General features: G+C 58.3%; 15 protein-coding genes. 13 read left to right on the top strand and 2 right to left on the bottom strand.

Annotated features, from left to right (window positions below; translation table 11 throughout):
• Window positions 1–243: 243 nt before the first annotated feature.
• A complete protein-coding gene (locus AC244_RS16775; RefSeq protein WP_234716952.1) occupies window positions 244–1,215 on the bottom strand; it encodes a LysR family transcriptional regulator in 972 nt (323 codons plus the stop codon).
• Window positions 1,216–1,229: 14 nt separating this feature from the next.
• Here AC244_RS16775 and AC244_RS16780 point away from each other — a divergent pair, with 14 nt between their 5' ends.
• The 12 genes from AC244_RS16780 (at window position 1,230) to AC244_RS16835 (ending at window position 14,631) form a co-directional block, all read left to right on the top strand.
• Window positions 1,230–2,219 carry a quinone oxidoreductase family protein gene (locus tag AC244_RS16780; protein ID WP_053249968.1) on the top strand — a complete coding sequence of 330 codons (990 nt, stop codon included), beginning with the start codon at window positions 1,230–1,232 and terminating at the stop codon, window positions 2,217–2,219.
• Window positions 2,220–2,907: 688 nt separating this feature from the next.
• On the top strand, window positions 2,908–3,825 hold the full coding sequence (locus AC244_RS16785) for a DUF6929 family protein (RefSeq protein WP_053249969.1): 918 nt from the start codon (window positions 2,908–2,910) through the stop codon (window positions 3,823–3,825).
• A gap of 408 nt (window positions 3,826–4,233) precedes the next feature.
• The gene (locus tag AC244_RS16790) at window positions 4,234–4,944 is read left to right on the top strand and encodes a GntR family transcriptional regulator (RefSeq protein ID WP_053250045.1); all 711 of its coding nucleotides are present in this window, start codon (window positions 4,234–4,236) and stop codon (window positions 4,942–4,944) included.
• Window positions 4,941–5,852 (top strand): dihydrodipicolinate synthase family protein, encoded by a 912-nt coding sequence (locus AC244_RS16795; RefSeq protein ID WP_053249970.1) that lies wholly within the window; start codon window positions 4,941–4,943, stop codon window positions 5,850–5,852. Before AC244_RS16790 ends, AC244_RS16795 begins: the two co-directional genes overlap by 4 nt.
• A complete protein-coding gene (locus AC244_RS16800; RefSeq protein ID WP_053249971.1) occupies window positions 5,845–7,362 on the top strand; it encodes an aldehyde dehydrogenase in 1,518 nt (505 codons plus the stop codon). Before AC244_RS16795 ends, AC244_RS16800 begins: the two co-directional genes overlap by 8 nt.
• Entirely contained in the window at window positions 7,359–8,705 is a 1,347-nt protein-coding gene (locus AC244_RS16805; RefSeq protein ID WP_053249972.1) for an NAD(P)/FAD-dependent oxidoreductase, read from the top strand. Before AC244_RS16800 ends, AC244_RS16805 begins: the two co-directional genes overlap by 4 nt.
• 80 nt (window positions 8,706–8,785) lie before the next feature.
• Window positions 8,786–9,637: a glycine betaine ABC transporter substrate-binding protein gene (locus tag AC244_RS16810; protein WP_053249973.1), complete on the top strand. Its 852-nt coding sequence runs from the start codon at window positions 8,786–8,788 to the stop codon at window positions 9,635–9,637.
• A gap of 101 nt (window positions 9,638–9,738) precedes the next feature.
• Window positions 9,739–10,818 (top strand): quaternary amine ABC transporter ATP-binding protein, encoded by a 1,080-nt coding sequence (locus AC244_RS16815; RefSeq protein ID WP_414735928.1) that lies wholly within the window; start codon window positions 9,739–9,741, stop codon window positions 10,816–10,818.
• Between the two features lie 13 nt (window positions 10,819–10,831).
• Entirely contained in the window at window positions 10,832–11,680 is an 849-nt protein-coding gene (locus AC244_RS16820; RefSeq protein ID WP_053249975.1) for an ABC transporter permease, read from the top strand.
• The gene (locus tag AC244_RS16825) at window positions 11,677–12,540 is read left to right on the top strand and encodes an ABC transporter permease (RefSeq protein WP_053249976.1); all 864 of its coding nucleotides are present in this window, start codon (window positions 11,677–11,679) and stop codon (window positions 12,538–12,540) included. The genes AC244_RS16820 and AC244_RS16825 overlap by 4 nt, the downstream gene beginning before the upstream one ends.
• Before the next feature lie 13 nt (window positions 12,541–12,553).
• Window positions 12,554–13,552: a 4-hydroxyproline epimerase gene (locus AC244_RS16830; protein WP_053249977.1), complete on the top strand. Its 999-nt coding sequence runs from the start codon at window positions 12,554–12,556 to the stop codon at window positions 13,550–13,552.
• Window positions 13,553–13,635: 83 nt separating this feature from the next.
• Window positions 13,636–14,631 carry a GlxA family transcriptional regulator gene (locus AC244_RS16835; RefSeq protein WP_053249978.1) on the top strand — a complete coding sequence of 332 codons (996 nt, stop codon included), beginning with the start codon at window positions 13,636–13,638 and terminating at the stop codon, window positions 14,629–14,631.
• 245 nt (window positions 14,632–14,876) lie between these two features.
• On the opposite strand, the gene AC244_RS16840 is transcribed toward AC244_RS16835, so the two are convergent.
• On the bottom strand, window positions 14,877–15,218 hold the full coding sequence (locus AC244_RS16840; protein WP_053249979.1) for a helix-turn-helix domain-containing protein: 342 nt from the start codon (window positions 15,216–15,218) through the stop codon (window positions 14,877–14,879).
• Between the two features lie 413 nt (window positions 15,219–15,631).
• Here AC244_RS16840 and AC244_RS16845 point away from each other — a divergent pair, with 413 nt between their 5' ends.
• On the top strand, window positions 15,632–16,213 hold the full coding sequence (locus tag AC244_RS16845) for a dienelactone hydrolase family protein (RefSeq protein ID WP_053249980.1): 582 nt from the start codon (window positions 15,632–15,634) through the stop codon (window positions 16,211–16,213).
• Window positions 16,214–16,398 lie beyond the last annotated feature (185 nt).

The raw sequence follows: 16,398 nt of genomic DNA on the forward strand, positions 1-16,398 counted from the left end.
TAGGCAATTTGTCGACAATGATATTGGCAGAGAGTTCGATGAAATGGTTGCTCATAAGCGGAGTTCCTAGAGGAAAGACTTTCCTCTAATGATGCGAAGTAGGGATCGAGGCAGGTAATCTGGTCGGATATTTCCATTTCTTGTGCTCCATGTTGTTGGAGCGACAAATTTCATGCCAGAACATCGGCATGTAATCAGGATTCAGCCTTTGCCGATGTGGCCACCTACACGGGGAGCGGCCGTTCAGCTATCTCGCGCGTGACCGATCAGCTCACCCCGCAAGGCTTCTACCAGATAATCCCGCGCCAGTTTCACACGTGGCAGGGACTGTGACTGTTCGTGTGTGAGTAGCCACAGGTCCGACGCAAGCCCGGGCAATTCGACAAGCCCCGGCAAAAGCCCGGCCGGAACAGCGGCAAAGTCAGGCAGGACGGCCCATCCCGCACCACTGCGGGCGGCCGACAGTTGCGCCCCAAGGGAGGAGAGACGAAGCGACGGTTGAATTCCAGGACAGACGCTTTCGAGCCATGTCGCCATGGTTAGGAAGTGAAGGTCCTCCGTCCAGCCGATAATCCTGTGCCGGTGCAAATCCTCAGATCGGGCTGGAATACCGTTGCGCCGAATATACTCGTCGGACGCATAGAGACCGAACCCGATCTCTCCAATCTTTTTCATGCGATAGCTGCCGTGATCCGGGCGCACGAGACGCAGAACGATATCGGCTTCTTCTGCGGCAAGCCGCACTGGCCGCACCGAGCTTCGCAATTCGATGCGGATCGACGGATACATGTCCATGAATCGCACCATCACCGGCAGCAACAAATCCTGCCCCAGAAGTTCCGGCGCCTCGATCCGCACCGGCCCGGCGAGGTCGCTGTCCTTTTCCTGCGCGCTGCGTTCGAATACCCGCATCTGCGCGCCCGCCCGCTCTGCGGCTGGCACAAGGCCATGCCCGGCTTCGGTCAGGTCATAACCATCGCGGCGGGCGTGGAACAGCTTCACCTGAAGCGCCTGTTCAAGCGCCTCGATCCGCCGGGAAACCGTCGACGGGCTGACCCCGAGTTGGATTGCCGCCGCTGACAGGGATTTCGCATGGGCGACGGCGAGAAAGAATTTTAGGTCGTTCCAGTCCATTCGCTTTCCATTTTTGCAAAACCATATCCCGGAAACACAAATCGACAAAAGCAGTAAATCAGGAGACTTTTGTGCGAACAAGAGGATGATGAGCCATGTCCCATATCATTGATGCCATCCGGCTTTCCAAATATGGAGAGTCGGAAGTCCTGTCTCTCCAGCAAATCGAACTGCTGCCTCCCGGTTCTGGGGAGATTCAGATTCGCCACTTCGCCATTGGCGTGAACTATCTCGACATCTATCATCGAAAGGGCGTGTTCGCCGCGAAGCTGCCGCTTCCGACCGGCCTGGGCGTGGAGGGGGTGGGCGAGGTCACCGCACTCGGCCCGGATGTTTCCGGATTCGCGATCGGCGATCGGGTGGCTTATGTCGGTGGACCTCCGGGTGGATATGCAATCTGCCGCAATGTCCCCGCCGCCCGGGCCTTGCATGTGCCTGCCGGACTGGACAGCGAAACGGTCGCCGCCACAGTGTTCAAGGGGCTGACCGCCGAGTATCTGACCCATCGCTGCGTGACCCTCAAGGCGGGCGACACGGTGCTGCTGCATGCGGCAGCCGGAGGCGTCGGATCGCTGGCAAGCCAATGGCTGAAAGCGCTCGGCGTCACAGTGATCGGAACGGTCAGCACCGAGGCGAAGGCCGAAACCGCCCGTGCCTACGGATGCGATCATGTCATCCTCTATGCCCGCGAAGACTTCCGCGAGCGCGTGAGCCAGATCACAGGCGGCAAAGGCGTCAAGGTGGTCTTCGACTCGGTTGGTGCAGATACCTTCATGGGATCACTCGACTGCCTTCAGCCGCGCGGCATCCTCGTCAGCTTCGGCGAAAGCTCGGGTCCGGTAGAACCTTTGCCGATTAGCATGCTCGGAGCTAAGGGTTCGCTCTATGTAACCCGGCCTTCGATTGCGCACTACACGGCGGATCGCACCGAATACGAAGCTGCGGCACAGCGCTTGTTCTCGGCTATCGAAACCGGAGTTATCAAGACTGCAAAACCTCGAGTTTATGCCCTGAAGGACGCGCCGCAGGCCCATGCTGATATGGAAGCTCGCCGAACCAGCGGTTCGGTCGTCCTGCTTCCATAAGGGGGGAGACTCCCCAGCAGGACCAACGCTGCTGTCGCAAGTCTCAACTACGCGACAACGTCGAGGCCGGCTTCCACGATGTTGTGAGATGGGAAATTTCGCATCAACCGCAATGTCTACGCAAAGCCTCTCGATCCGATATGCGTTGTAGACAGTTCGTCGGCTTATACCGAACTGTCGCATGGCCGAAAACAGACGCGACAGCCGCCAAACTCGGCCATGCTGCATAATCCATTTCCGTTGCGCCCGGATCGAGAACCTCTCTTTGGCAGATCGGGGCGTTCGTCAGTCTTGTTTCACCCGCGTTGGACCAACACGGCCGCGGCCACGATCAACAACAGAAAGAGCCCTGCCGCCGCCGCTGCTATGCACAAGATAGCCAGCCATGTCTGCGCACTGCCAAGGCTTGGTTGCCGGCCGCCAGCCGTCTTCGTCTTGCCTGCCGACCCTTGCGGCAACCGCTCCCGTTTACTTTGTGGGGCTTGGCCTGGTGAGCCTAGCCTCAGCTGCAAAGGATATGGACCCGTTTCCATCCACAGTCTTCGCGGACCCCGTGCTTTGGTTCCCGCTATCCGGCACGAGTGCTCTTGCCTGGGCCCTCATCCTGCTGACCAAACGTAGCGGTCTAAGCTGTTCTCCCACCCCAGGTAGGATGGAGCTAACCAATTCAGCCTGATATGACAGAGTGATGATCGTTCTCACGAAGTTACGCGAGCTCAATATCTCAGCGGCTGATGCCGGCATCCGGCCTTTGCATCTCAGCGCTGCGAGCGGGCTCGTGTGCCTCAATTCGATCATGTACGTTGTTGCCGACGATGAGCTTCACCTAGGCGTGTTTTCCGTTGCGGACCGCAAGCCCGGACATCTGATCCGTCTGTTTGATGGGGTGTTGCCCGAAACTAAGGCTGCTCGTAAGCGGCAAAAACCCGATCTCGAAGCGCTTGCATGCCTTCCCGCTTTCCGGGATTTTCCTCATGGTGCGCTCTTGGCTTTTGGCTCAGGGTCCAGGCCCAACCGCCGCAGGGGCGTTCTACTTCGACTTGACCCCCATGGCGCCATCTGCGGATCGCCGCGGAGCCTGGATCTTTCCCCCATCCTTGTTCCGCTCAACGAGGAATTTTCAGAGGTCAATATCGAAGGCGCGGTCGTCGTTGCCGATGAACTGCGCTTGTTTCAGCGCGGGAACAAGGGGCAAGCTGGCAACGCGATCATTCGGTACCAGCTTTCGACTGTACTGGATGCGTTGCAGAGCGAGCGTATCGACGCCATCAAGCCATCCGCTGTCGGCCGGCTGGACCTGGGTTCCATCCAAGGTGTTCCATTCTCTTTCACGGACGCAGCGGCTCTGCCTAACGGCAACATGGTTTTCAGCGCCGTTGCTGAAGATACCGAAGATGCAATCCGCGATGGGCCCTGCGTCGGCGCGGCTATTGGAATAGCTGACAACAATGGCAACCTGCGTTCGTTGCACCGGCTTGACCGCCCATACAAGATCGAGGGCATCCACGCTCGATTGGATGAAAATCGTCTGGATCTTCTGCTCGTCACTGACGCGGACAACGCCGAGATACCCGCGGTGCTTTTTTCCACCACCATGAAAATTTAGGATCGCTAATATATTAAGCGGGCCAGCGCCCATATTCGTGGCTATCGCTTGGCGGAAGCCACAGTGGGCCATGATGCCGCCCGACTATCCCCACGGCCCGGTCATGTGATGCTCGCCTCCAGCAAGTTTTTCCTCCGAAAGGCCCTTGGCGACACTGAGCCTGCGCATGTTCCATCCAATGGTTTGCCTGTTCTCCAAAGCGCACCTTCGTGCGGTCCACGCTGGCTAACTGAACCTCGCCTCAGGTGGTGGAAACCTTGGTTGATTTTCGAATTGTATTTCTGGGTAATAAGCAATGTATACGGAGATTATACAATTTCATTGACTCAGTCGACCCACTATGCGACCTTCCTGTCGTCAGCGCGGATCGATGGATCCACGCTCGCGGAATTCAGGAGGGATGTTTCGGTGAAGAGCGGAAAGAACGGTCTCTACGACGATCTCAAGCGTCAGATTTTGACGATGGAACTTGATCCAGACCAAGACTTGGATGAGGTCAGTCTAGGTGAGCAATACGGGCTGTCTCGCACGCCCGTCCGGGAAATTTTCCGGCGGCTTGAGGGGGAGGGCTACATCGACATCCGCGCCAACCGTGGCGCGCGGGTCATCCCGATGAACCATCAGACGCTCAGGCACTTCTTTCTCGTCGCGCCGATGATCTACGCGGCGATCGGTCGCCTCGCGGTCCAGAACTTCAAGCAAAGGCAGCTTGGCGACCTCAAGGATACGCAGGAGCGGTTTCGCGCGGCCAGCGTGACCGGCGATGCACTCTCGATGGTGCTCGCGAACAACCGCTTTCATGAAATCATTGGCGAAATGTCCGGCAACGCCTACCTGCAGCCGAGCCTTGGCCGGCTTCTGATCGACCACGCACGGATCGGCCACACCTTCTTCCGACCCCGCAACGACGACATGCGCCAACGTCTTCAGGTCGCCGTGGAGCATCACGACGGCTTCATCGCCGCGATCGGTTCACATGACGAAGACACCGTCGTCGATCTGGTCTTCGAGCACTGGGAATTGTCGCGCGAGAACATGGAAATGTTCATCGCACCGGAGGGAATGAAGGCGGACGCGCTCGTGGAAGTCCCCGCTGCATCGATGGAGAAATCATCTTGAAGTTCGAAGGTATTTATACCCCGGCGATCACGCCGCTCGGACGGGACGGGCAGATAGACCGCGAAGCCTTCGCTGCCGTGCTTGAATCGCTGATTGAGGCGAAGGTACACGGCATTATCGTGGGCGGATCAACGGGTGAGTACTACGCCCAAAGTGCCGAGGAGCGCATCGATCTTGCTGCCTTCGCTAAGGACGTCATTGGCTCACGCCTGCCGCTCATTGTTGGAACCGGTGCGACGAGAACCGAAGACTCGGTAGCTTATGCAATTGCCGCCAAGGAGATCGGTGCCGATGCGATCCTTGTGTCGTCTCCGCCGTATGCTTTGCCGACAGCGCGCGAGAATGCGGTCCACGCACTCACGATCGACCGGGCGGCCAATTTACCGATCATGCTCTACAACTATCCCGCCCGCATGGGCGTGATGATGGGAGACGAATATTTCTCTCGCGTGGGCAGATCCAAAAACGTCGTAGCGATCAAGGAAAGCTCCGGCAACATGGCCAACCTCCATTTGTTGGCCCGGAAATTTCCGTACATTTCACTGTCCTGTGGCTGGGACGATCAAGCGCTCGAATTCTTTGCATGGGGTGCGAAGAGCTGGGTCTGTGCGGGCTCCAACTTCCTCCCACGCGAACACGTCGCGCTATACGAAGCCTGCGTGCTGGAGAAAAACTTCGACAAGGGCCGCGCGATCATGACCGCGATGCTTCCGCTCATGGACTTCCTGGAATGCGGCAAGTTCGTCCAGTCGATCAAACACGGCTGCGAATTGATTGGCCTGAACGTAGGCCCGGTCCGGGCACCCCTGCGTCCACTCAACTCCGAAGAGAAAAGAACGCTGCAGACTGTCGTCGCCACCTTGAAGCGCACGGTCGCCCAGATCACGTCGGGAGCCAATTATGCATGAACCCTTGACCGCCGCCGAATACAAGGCGATCGCCACGAACCTTCAATTGCCCACCAACGCGTTTATCGACGGAGCCTTTCGTCCGGCCCACTCGGGCAAGACGTTCAGGACGACCAATCCCGCTACCGGCGAAACTTTGGCCGAGATCGCGGCTTGTGACGCCGTCGACGTGGACTTTGCTGTTGCGAATGCCAGGGCGGCCTTCGACGATGGCCGCTGGCGTCTTCAATCGCCTGGTGATCGTAAGACCGCTCTGCTCAAGTTTGCCAAGCTGCTTGAGGAAAACCGTCACGAACTTGCCGTGATAGAGAGCCTCGACAGCGGCAAGCCGATCCGCGAGTGCCAGACCGTCGATATTCCCGACACCATTCACACCCTCCGCTGGCACGCGGAGTTGATTGACAAGCTTTATGACAACACCGCTCCAGTCGCTTCGAACGCGCTGACATTGGTGGTGCGTGAACCCGTCGGCGTTGTCGGCTGCGTCCTGCCGTGGAACTTCCCCCTTTTAATGCTGGCCTGGAAGATTGGCCCGGCGCTCGCCTCAGGGTGCTCCGTGATCGTCAAGCCTGCGCAGGAGACGACGCTCTCTACTCTGCGCGCAGCGGAACTCGCCCATGAGGCTGGGATTCCGGCGGGCGTCTTCAACGTCGTTACCGGTAGCGGTAAGGATGTGGGAGAGCCGATCGGCATGCATATGGACGTTGACATGGTGGCGTTCACCGGTTCGACGCCGACTGGCCGTCGTTTCCTGCACTACGCTGCCGATTCCAATCTGAAGCGTGTCGTCTTGGAATGCGGTGGGAAAAACCCGGCGGTCGTGCTTGAGGATGCGGAAGACCTCGACCTGGTAGCAGAACAAGTCGTCAACGGCGCATTCTGGAACATGGGTGAGAACTGCTCAGCCACGTCGCGGCTCATCGTTCACTCCAAGATTAAGGACGAATTGCTCGAGCGCGTCGGTGCCTACATGCGCGAATGGAAGACAGGCGATCCGCTCGATCCCGAAAACCGCATCGGTGCCCTCGTCAGCAAAAGCCACTTCGAAAAAGTGAAATCCTTCCTCGACGACGTGAAAACCGAGAAGCTCTCGGTTGCCCATGGCGGTGAAACACAGAAAGGCATCTTCATCGAGCCGACGGTCGTCGACGGCGTCACGCCTAAGAGCCGTCTCTTCCAGGAAGAGATTTTCGGGCCGATCCTGTCCGTGACCACATTTGAAACCATGGCCGAGGCCCTAGCACTTGCCAACGACACCAACTATGGCCTGACGGCGTCGATTTACACCGGAAGCCTTCGAAACGCGATCAAGCTCTCGCGCGAAATCCGGGCAGGTCTCGTGACCGTCAACTGCTTCGGCGAAGGCGACGCCACCACCCCATTCGGCGGTTACAAGGAGTCTGGCTTTGGCGGGCGCGATAAGTCGATTTTCGCGCATGACAACTATTGCGAGCTCAAGACGATCTGGATCGATATCTCAGACCGGTCGGTGGACGAGACGATCCGATGATCACAAAGTCCGTCAAACGTTTGCCTGTCGAAAATGGCATCTCGGGCTGGGAGGCGATCAGTCAACGTTCGTTCCCGGTCCGTTGCCTAGACGGCAACGTGACCGCGGACTGGCTGATTATTGGTGCAGGCTTTGCAGGTCTTTCTGCCGCCCGTCGCCTTCTTGAGCTACGGCCCGACGATAAGATTGTGGTCATCGATGCGAGCGAAGTGGGGAAGGGGACATCGGGCCGGAATTCGGGATTTATGATCGATGTCCCCCACAACCTCTCGTCCAGTGAGTATTCAAGCGGCGGCGCTGACGCAACTAGAATTGAGATGGCGCAAAACCGCTCGGCGATAGCCTTTGCGTCCGAGGCGGCGGCGGAGTATGGGATGTCGCGCGAGACGTTCGATCCGTCTGGAAAGATAAACGCGGCCGCAACCGCACGCGGCATGAAGCTGAACCAGAGCTTCGGCGTATCACTGAAGAGCGCCGGCGAGAAACATACGTTCCTCGATGCCGCCGAAATGCGCGATCTCACGGGATCGGACTACTATCTCGGCGGGCTGTACACGCCGGGCGCTGTTCTGATCCAGCCCGCGGACTATATCCGCGAATTTGCCGCCGGGCTTTCGCGCAGGATCGACATCTTCGAACGCTCGCCTATCACCGCGTTGAAGCGCGAGAATGGCACTTGGACCGCCGTTTCTCCGTGGGGCAGGGTGACAGCCCGCAAGGTTATCCTAGGCGTCAACGGTCACATCGATGACTTTGGCCATTTCCGCGGGCGACTGATGCACATCTTCGCTTACGCGTCGATGACCGCGGCTTTTCCTTCGGACGATTTCGGCCGTAAGGTTTCGGGGCGCGACGGATGGGCGCTGCTTCCCGCCGACGCAATGGGTGCGACCGTCAGGAAGATCACATCCGGTGGCCAGTCGCGCATCGCGATCCGGACGAAATATACGTACGACACCACCGTCACCGTGACAGGACGGCGTCTCGCGAAGATGGCGGAGGCGCATCGCAAATCACTCGACGCGCGGTTTCCAGGTCTCAAGGGGATACCATTCGACCATTGCTGGGCCGGGCGGATTTGTCTCAGCCTGAACCACGTGCCTGCCTTCGGCGAGATTGAAGAGGGACTTTTCTCCGCCTGCTGCGAAAACGGGCTAGGCACGGTGAAGAGTACGCTCGCTGGGATGATGGCAGCCGAGCTGGCGACCGGGACCACCTCCCGGCATCTCGAAAAATATATGGATCATCCCGAGCCGTCCCGGCTTCCGCCGGAGCCGTTCGCGTGGCTGGGCATCAACTCGGTGATCCGTCTGCAGGAATTGCGTGCAGGCCGCGAGGGATGATCCCTCGCCGCGCAATGTGAAGACTGAGCCGCCCGCAAGTCTTCAATGAGAATGGGAACAAAAAACTAGGAGTGAGTAAAATGAAGACTTTGTGGAAAGCGCTCTGCGCCGCCGCGATGGTCGGGATGACCATGATGTCCGCTCACGCGGAAGAGAAGTCGATCACGATGGGCACGATGTCCTGGGAGGACCTCACCCCCATTTCCGGGATCACCAAGAAGGTGCTCGAGGACGCCGGCTACACGGTCAAGGTCGTGCCGTTCTCCGAGTGGGGTATCGCCTACGCCGCTCTCGGCAAAGGGGACATCCAAATCCTTGCCTCGCAGACGGATTACGTCGCTCAGGATTACTGGGACAAGAATAAAAACCGCCTGGAAAAAATCTCCCCGGTTTCGCACGGCCTCTTTCAGGGCGTCGCCGTGCCGAAATATGTAACGATCGATTCCATGGACCAGCTGAATGACAACGCCGACAAGTTCGGCGGCAAGATCGTTGGTATTGAACCGGGTTCGGGCCTGATGCGCGACACCAGCAACGCCGTCAAGGACTACGACCTTAAACTGCAGCTTGTGGAAGGCAGCACCGCCGCCATGACCGCTGCACTCAAGTCGGCCGTCGATCGGCAGGAATGGATCGCGGTCACAATCTGGGAACCGTCCTGGATGATGCAGAAGTATGACGTCAAGTTCCTCCATGATCCCAAGGCCGTTTTCCCGCCACCGCAGAGCTACTACTGGATTGGCCAGAAGGGCTTCTCCGCCGAATATCCGCATGCACGCGAAATTATCGCCAGCGTCTATGTACCGCTCGCCGACATCACCGCGATCAATGGCGCGGTCAACGACGGGAAGGCAATGGACGATGCTATCAAGGCGTGGACTGACAGCCATACCGATCTCCTAAAGCGTTGGGGCAACATAAAGGCCGAATGAACCAAGCAAGGGCGGGCCGTTACGATCACGGCTCGTCCCGGTCTCTCGAAACATGAAGGTTGGCATCAAGCCGGCCCGAGGGGAACGCAATGAAAACAGCGATGAATGACTCCAATGAAGTATTGATCGACTGCCAGAACGTCTGGAAGATTTTCGGCGCTCGCGCTCCAGCCGCCATTCAGGCGGTCGCAGATCGAGGCCTGTCAAAAAAGCAGATCCTCCAGGACTTCAACTGTGTTGTCGGGGTGTCTGACGCCAGTCTCCATGTCCGCCGCGGCGAAATCTTCTGCATCATGGGCTTGTCCGGCAGCGGTAAATCGACCTTGATCCGTTTGCTCAACCGCTTGATTGAACCGAGCCTCGGCACGATCACGGTTAAGGGAAAAGACGTCGCGAGGCTGAACGCCGCGCAGCTGCGCGACATGCGGGCACGCAACATCGGAATGGTGTTCCAGAGCGTGGCACTGCTTCCCAACAGGACCGTTCTCGAAAACGCTGCTTTCGGTCTCGAAGTTCGAGGGGTGGCCAAGGACGAACGACACAAGACTGCTCGGGCGGCGCTCGAAAAAGTCGGGCTCGCCGACTGGACTGCGCGATATCCCAACGAGTTATCGGGCGGTATGCAGCAGCGCGTTGGCCTTGCGCGAGCGCTAGCGGCCGACCCCGAAATAATCCTTATGGACGAGCCCTTCAGTGCGCTCGATCCGCTCATCCGCCGGCAGCTCCAGGACGAGTTTCGGCAATTGACAAAGTCGCTCGGCAAGTCCGCGGTGTTCATCACCCATGATCTCGAGGAAGCTATCCGCATTGGCGACCGGATCGCCATCATGAAGGACGGCGTAATCGTGCAGGTCGGAACCGCCGAGGAAATCGTGACGAAGCCGGCCGACGATTACGTCTCCGATTTTGTCGCCGGAATTTCCAGAATTCATCTGGTGAAAGCGCATTCAGTCATGCAGCCTGTCGCCAAATTCAGGGCCTCGCATCCCCAGCATGATGTCGAGGCACTGTTGCGAACATCACCTGACGCGGACATCGGCGAGCTGATCGATCTTACCATGCAATCCAACCGTGACGCGGTCGCGGTCGTCGAGAATGGCACAGTAATCGGTGTCGTCACGACCCGCGCATTGCTCCGCGGCGTCGCCGGGACACCCGAGCACGAGCCCGCGGCGGCATAGGTGGAGGACGCAAATGGACACCTCAATCATCACGGATCGTTTTGACACTTGGACGGATGATGCACTTGCCTGGATCAACGACAACGGCGAGTGGCTGTTTGAATTCATCAGAATGCTTCTTGAGGGAACCTATGACGGCATCCTCTGGCTCCTTCAGCTTCCCCCGTTCTACATCATCGCAATCATCGCAGCGTTGCTCGGCTGGCGCTTAATCAACCTTGCATCCGGCATCCTCGCTGCGATCGCATTGATCTTCTGCGCTGTCATGGGGCTGTGGGCCGAAACGATGAGCACACTGGCGCTGGTGGCAACCGCTACAATCCTTGCTCTGGTTGTCGGAATACCCGTCGGTATCGTTGCTGGGTTTGTTCCATCCTTCAACCGGGTCCTTGAGCCTGTGCTCGACCTCATTCAGACCCTGCCACCTTACATTTATCTTCTGCCAGCGATCGCTCTGCTTGGTTACGGACCTGCGACAGCGCTCATCGCCACGTTCATCGTCGCGATGCCGCCCGCAATCCGGTTGACCTCGCTCGGCATCCGGATGACGCCTCGGGAGTTCATCGAGTTGGGCCAGGCCAGTGGCCTCACGTCCTGGCAGATGTTCACGAAAATCCGACTGCCGTTCGCAATCCCAAGCATCATGGCCGGGATAAACCAGAGCCTGATGATGGCTTTTGGAATGGTCGTCATCGCCGGCATCGTTGGGTCCGGTGGCCTCGGGGAGACGATCTATGGCGCGGTTCGAACGCTCGATATCGCCACATCCATCAATGCGGCAATTGCGATCGTCATTCTGACCATGGTGCTCGACAGGCTTACACAAAGTGCGGCTCGGCGCGCTAAGGCAGGTGGAAGATGAACCTCGATCTATTTGAGTTTTCGCCGGGCGCATATCTTGCCCCTGCGGTGGATTGGTTGAATACGAACTTCCATCCATTCTTCGATGCGGTCACAAAGTTCATCGAAATGGTGCTTGGCGGGATAGAAGCCGGTCTTTTGTACCCACCTCCTTACGTGGTAATTGCCTTGGCTACCTTTCTTGCGGCGTATTTTATCACCGTCAGGGTTTCGATCGTGACGGCGGTAGCTCTCGCATTCTGCTTCGTTGCAGGGCTCTGGACGGCTTCGATGCAGACGCTTGGTCTGGTGACCGTGGCGGTCGTCATTTCGGTATCGATCGCGTTCCCGCTCGGAATCCTAGCTTCGCGCTATAAGGGATTTGAAGCCGGCATCCGCCCCGTCCTTGATATCATGCAGACCGTGCCGCCATGGGTCTATCTAATTCCGGCCGTCATGATCTTTAGCTTGGGCCGAGTGCCGGCAATCATCGCGACGATTGTGTACGGCGTCCCTCCCATGCTGCGTCTCACCACGCTGGCGTTCAACCAGGTTCCCAAGGACCTTCTGGAGTTAGGGCAGGCAACGGGTGCGCCGCCCCGATCAATTCTGTTCAAGATCGAGATCCCATCGGCGACGCCAACGCTCTTGGTCGGCCTAAACCAGTGCATTCTTCTTTCACTGGCCATGGTCGTCCTTGCGGGTCTTGTGGGAGCCGGAGGCCTGGGTGCCGAAGTCACCCGCGGCCTGACCCGCATGGAAATGGGGCTCGGTCTTCGAGCCGGATTGGCCATCGTTGCAATTGCCATCCTCCTCGACAGGTTCTCCAAAGGCGCGCTGCAAGGCCGTCGAACGAGGGGCGCGGCAGAGACCACACACTAAGGGAAGCTAAACGATGCGCCGCAGTTTCTTCTGTATCGACTCCCACACCTGCGGAAATCCTGTCCGACTTGTCGCGGGAGGAGGTCCACTATTGCCGCATCTCCCGATAGCAGAGCGACGCGAAATCTTTGTACGCGACCATGATTGGATTCGGCAGGCATTGATGTTCGAGCCGCGCGGTCACGACATGATGTCAGGGGCAATCATCTATCCTGCTTACCGAAAGGATTGTGACTTCGCTGTCATCTTCATCGAGGTTAGCGGGTGCCTGCCCATGTGCGGTGCGGGCACGATCGGTCTCGTGACAGCTGCAATAGAGGAAGGCCTGGTAACGCCACGTTCTCCGGGTAAGCTCTCGATCGAAACGCCTGCTGGAAGGGTGGACATTCAGTATGAGATGGTCGGAGACTTCGTGGAGTCCGTCCGGATGTTCAACGTCGCCAGCTATTTGCACGCCGCCGACGTCTCCGTGGACGTGCCGGGAATCGGCAGACTGGTTGTCGATATCGCCTATGGCGGGAACTACTACGCTGTCGTCGAGCCGCAGGAGACGTGGAAGGGGTTGGACGGCATGACTGCTAGTGATGTGGTCGACTTCAGTCGCAGACTTCGCGACGCTCTCGCTCCTGTCTGCAACCCCGTTCATCCCTGGGACGATCGGATACGCGGCGTGCATCATGCTCTATGGTGCGACAAGCCGGCAAGGCCTGATGCCGATGGTAGAGGGGCTGTGTTTTATGGAGACAAAGCAATAGATCGCTCGCCAGGCGGAACGGGAACCTCGGCACGCATGGCTCAGCTTCACGGTAAGGGCCGGCTGAAAGTTGGCGAGACATTCCGCCAGGAAAGCTTGATCGGCACGGTGTTCGAAGGCCGTGTAGAGGAGGAGACTGACATTGGAAACTTCAGTGCCATCAAGCCCAGTGTGAGTGGCTGGGCGCGGATCATTGGCCACAACACGATCTTTGTGGATGATCGCGACCCGTTGGTCCACGGATTCCAGATTAGGTAGGATACGATGATCATAGCCGGTTTTTACGCGGCATCCGGGAACGTCGAACCGCTGTCTGTGTATGAGGTTGAAATGAGGTGGTCATGAACTCTGCAAACGATGTCCCAAGCGTCAGCCGATTGAAGATTGGCTTCATTCTCGCCCGGTCGTTTACGCTTTCGGCTTTCGCGTTGTTCGTCGACACTCTGAGACTGGCCAGCGACGAGGCCGACAAATCCGGCAGGGTCTTGGCTGATTGGCAAGTGTTGGGAAGCACCCGCCACCTGATTACCTCCAGTTGCGGCGTACAGGTGGCGCCGACATCAGATTTCATTGACCCAAGCGAGTTTAATTACATCGTGGTCGTCGGCGGGCTACTCAACAGCGAAACGCCGGTTGACCATCACACCGTGGAGTATCTGAAGAAAGCCGCCGCACGAAAGGTTTCGTTGATCGGTGTCTGTACGGGAACGTTCATCCTGGCGGAAGCTGGTTTGATGAAGAACCACCAAAGTTGCGTGAGCTGGCTTCATCATGACGTGTTCCGAGAACGGTTTCCGGGGCACGAAGTCAGGGCAGACCGGATTTTCAATCTCGATCGCAACCGCGGGTCGTGTGCAGGTGGCAGCAGCGCCGCAGACATGGCCGCTTACATCGTAAGACGGCATATCAGCAAAGCCGCGGAGCGAAACGCCCTCGAAGTGTTACAGATCGACAAGGCCCGCACCGCCTTGCATATCCAGCCGCGTCGGCCGCTGTCCATAGAATCCAACGATCCCCGGCTCAAGGCGGCACTCATCATAATGGAGAGGAACATCGAAAAAACCATCTCCATCGACAAACTCGCAGCGTCCGTGGGACTGTCGCGACGGCAACTCGAGCGCCTTTTCGTCGAGAAAGCCAATAGCTCGCCGGCCATCATCTATCGGCGTATGCGCCTGGAGCGCGCAAAGCACCTCGTGATGGAGACCGACGCCCCTTTGATCGAGATCGCGATGGAAGTTGGGTTTGAAAACGCCTCCCACTTCGCGAAGGCTTTCCGAAAAGCGTTTGGCCAATCGCCAACGAAGCTGAGGGATGTAGTCGCTGCCGTTCCGTGAGGCTTTCGCTTGGACCGGTTGCTCTTCAGTCGAAACGATATGCTGTAAAATCTGTCTCGGTATCGGTTTTGTGCCGGAATGGACGCGAGATCTGTACAACCGCAATTTCGAGCTGCGCAATGTGGGCATCGACTTCCGGATCGGGCTCGGGGCCACCAGGAACAATGAGAATCCGACCGCCGCGAGCGCTCTTGGAGCTTAAGCTCGAGGGAACCTTCACTCATTACAGCAGCCTCGGACGGGGCTTATTTTGCCGCTGCAATCTCCTTGCAGATATCTTCCAGTCTCTGCTGTGCCACGAGCAGCCGCTTATGGATGACGTTCGGTGTTTTGCGTACATGCACGAGAGTCTCCACCGATGTACCGATGATCTCCATTGGATGCGCTCCGAGCGCCTCGCACATTAGGATGAGTATAGGCACCGAAATCTGGTGCTTGCCATCTTCGTATCTCTGGACGTCTTGAATACTGATCCCGAGCGCCGTGGCTAGCTTCGCCTTTGAGCATCGTCGCTCCAGCCGCACCTCGCGCAAACGCTTGCTGAGTTCTGCCGTAAGTGCGGTTGCGGCATCAACTCTTGTTGCCATGGCACTTCACCTCTAGCGGGTTTGTGATTGGCTCAGCGTGTGGCTTGGCGAGGATTTCGGCAATTCGGCCGTTCGCGGTAGGCGATTCAGAAAAAGCATCGAGAGGGGTAGGGCGGCTAACCGCCCGCGCCAAAATAGAAAACAACACCTATCGCGTGACGATCCGTCGCGATACCGCAAGTCCGGTACCGGTCGGTCGCAAGGAAGGATGAGCTGCCATTGAAGCTGTAGCAGTCCCTTTATCCGATCCACGGAAAGTGCATAGCGGCATAGTTCAGACAAACCCGGCTTGTCGGGGTATTGTGCCGGAGTCGCCGACGTTACTTCTGTAACGTGTCCGCACTCTTCCCGGCGAGGCGATGACGCTGTAGGGTGGCCAAACGTGCACCAGACTATCCCAACCGGAGCTCCGTATGGCCGAGGTCTTGTTGTTCCACCACGCACAGGGGCTGACCTCAGGTGTGCGCGCGTTCGCCAACGACTTGCGGGCCACAGGCCACATCGTGCACACACCGGACCTGTTCGACGGACGCACGTTCCAGAGCATCGATGAGGGTCTCGCCTATATCGGTAAGATCGGATTCGACGACATGCGGGAGCGCGGCGTCCGCGTCGCCGACGTACTGGCTCCCGAGCTCGTCTACGCCGGGTTCTCGTTCGGTGTGCTGCCGGCGCAGAAGCTGGCACAGACACGGCCCGGAGCCCGCGGAGCCCTGCTCTTCTACTCTTGCCTACCGATCAGTGGCGAGTGGTCCTTCGGATCCTGGCCGGATGGCGTCGCCGTCCAGATTCACGGTATGGACAACGACCCGATCTTCGTCGGCGAGGGCGATATCGACGCCGCCCGCGAGATCGTGGAGAAGGTCGAGGACGCGGAGCTTTTCCTGTACCCCGGCGATCAGCACTACTTCGCCGACAGCTCGCTCCCGTCGTATGACGCGGATGCAACCGTGCTACTCACCAGCCGAGTGCTCGAGTTCCTGGATCGCGTTTGATCCATGCCGGAGTCTTGGCTTGAGCTCAGGCCTGAAAGGTGGTCCCGCAACAACGCTCTGATGTCAACACTTGGCCGCGCAAATTCGGCCGCGCATAGAGCGGCTGTTTATGAGATTGGTCGCGCATGGGTGGAGGCGGAACTCAAGGACGTCGATGATCAAGCTCTGATGCACAGGTTGGTTAC

The organism is Ensifer adhaerens (assembly GCF_001270265.1).
In the GTDB taxonomy this organism is placed as follows: Bacteria; Pseudomonadota; Alphaproteobacteria; order Rhizobiales; family Rhizobiaceae; genus Ensifer; species Ensifer adhaerens_B.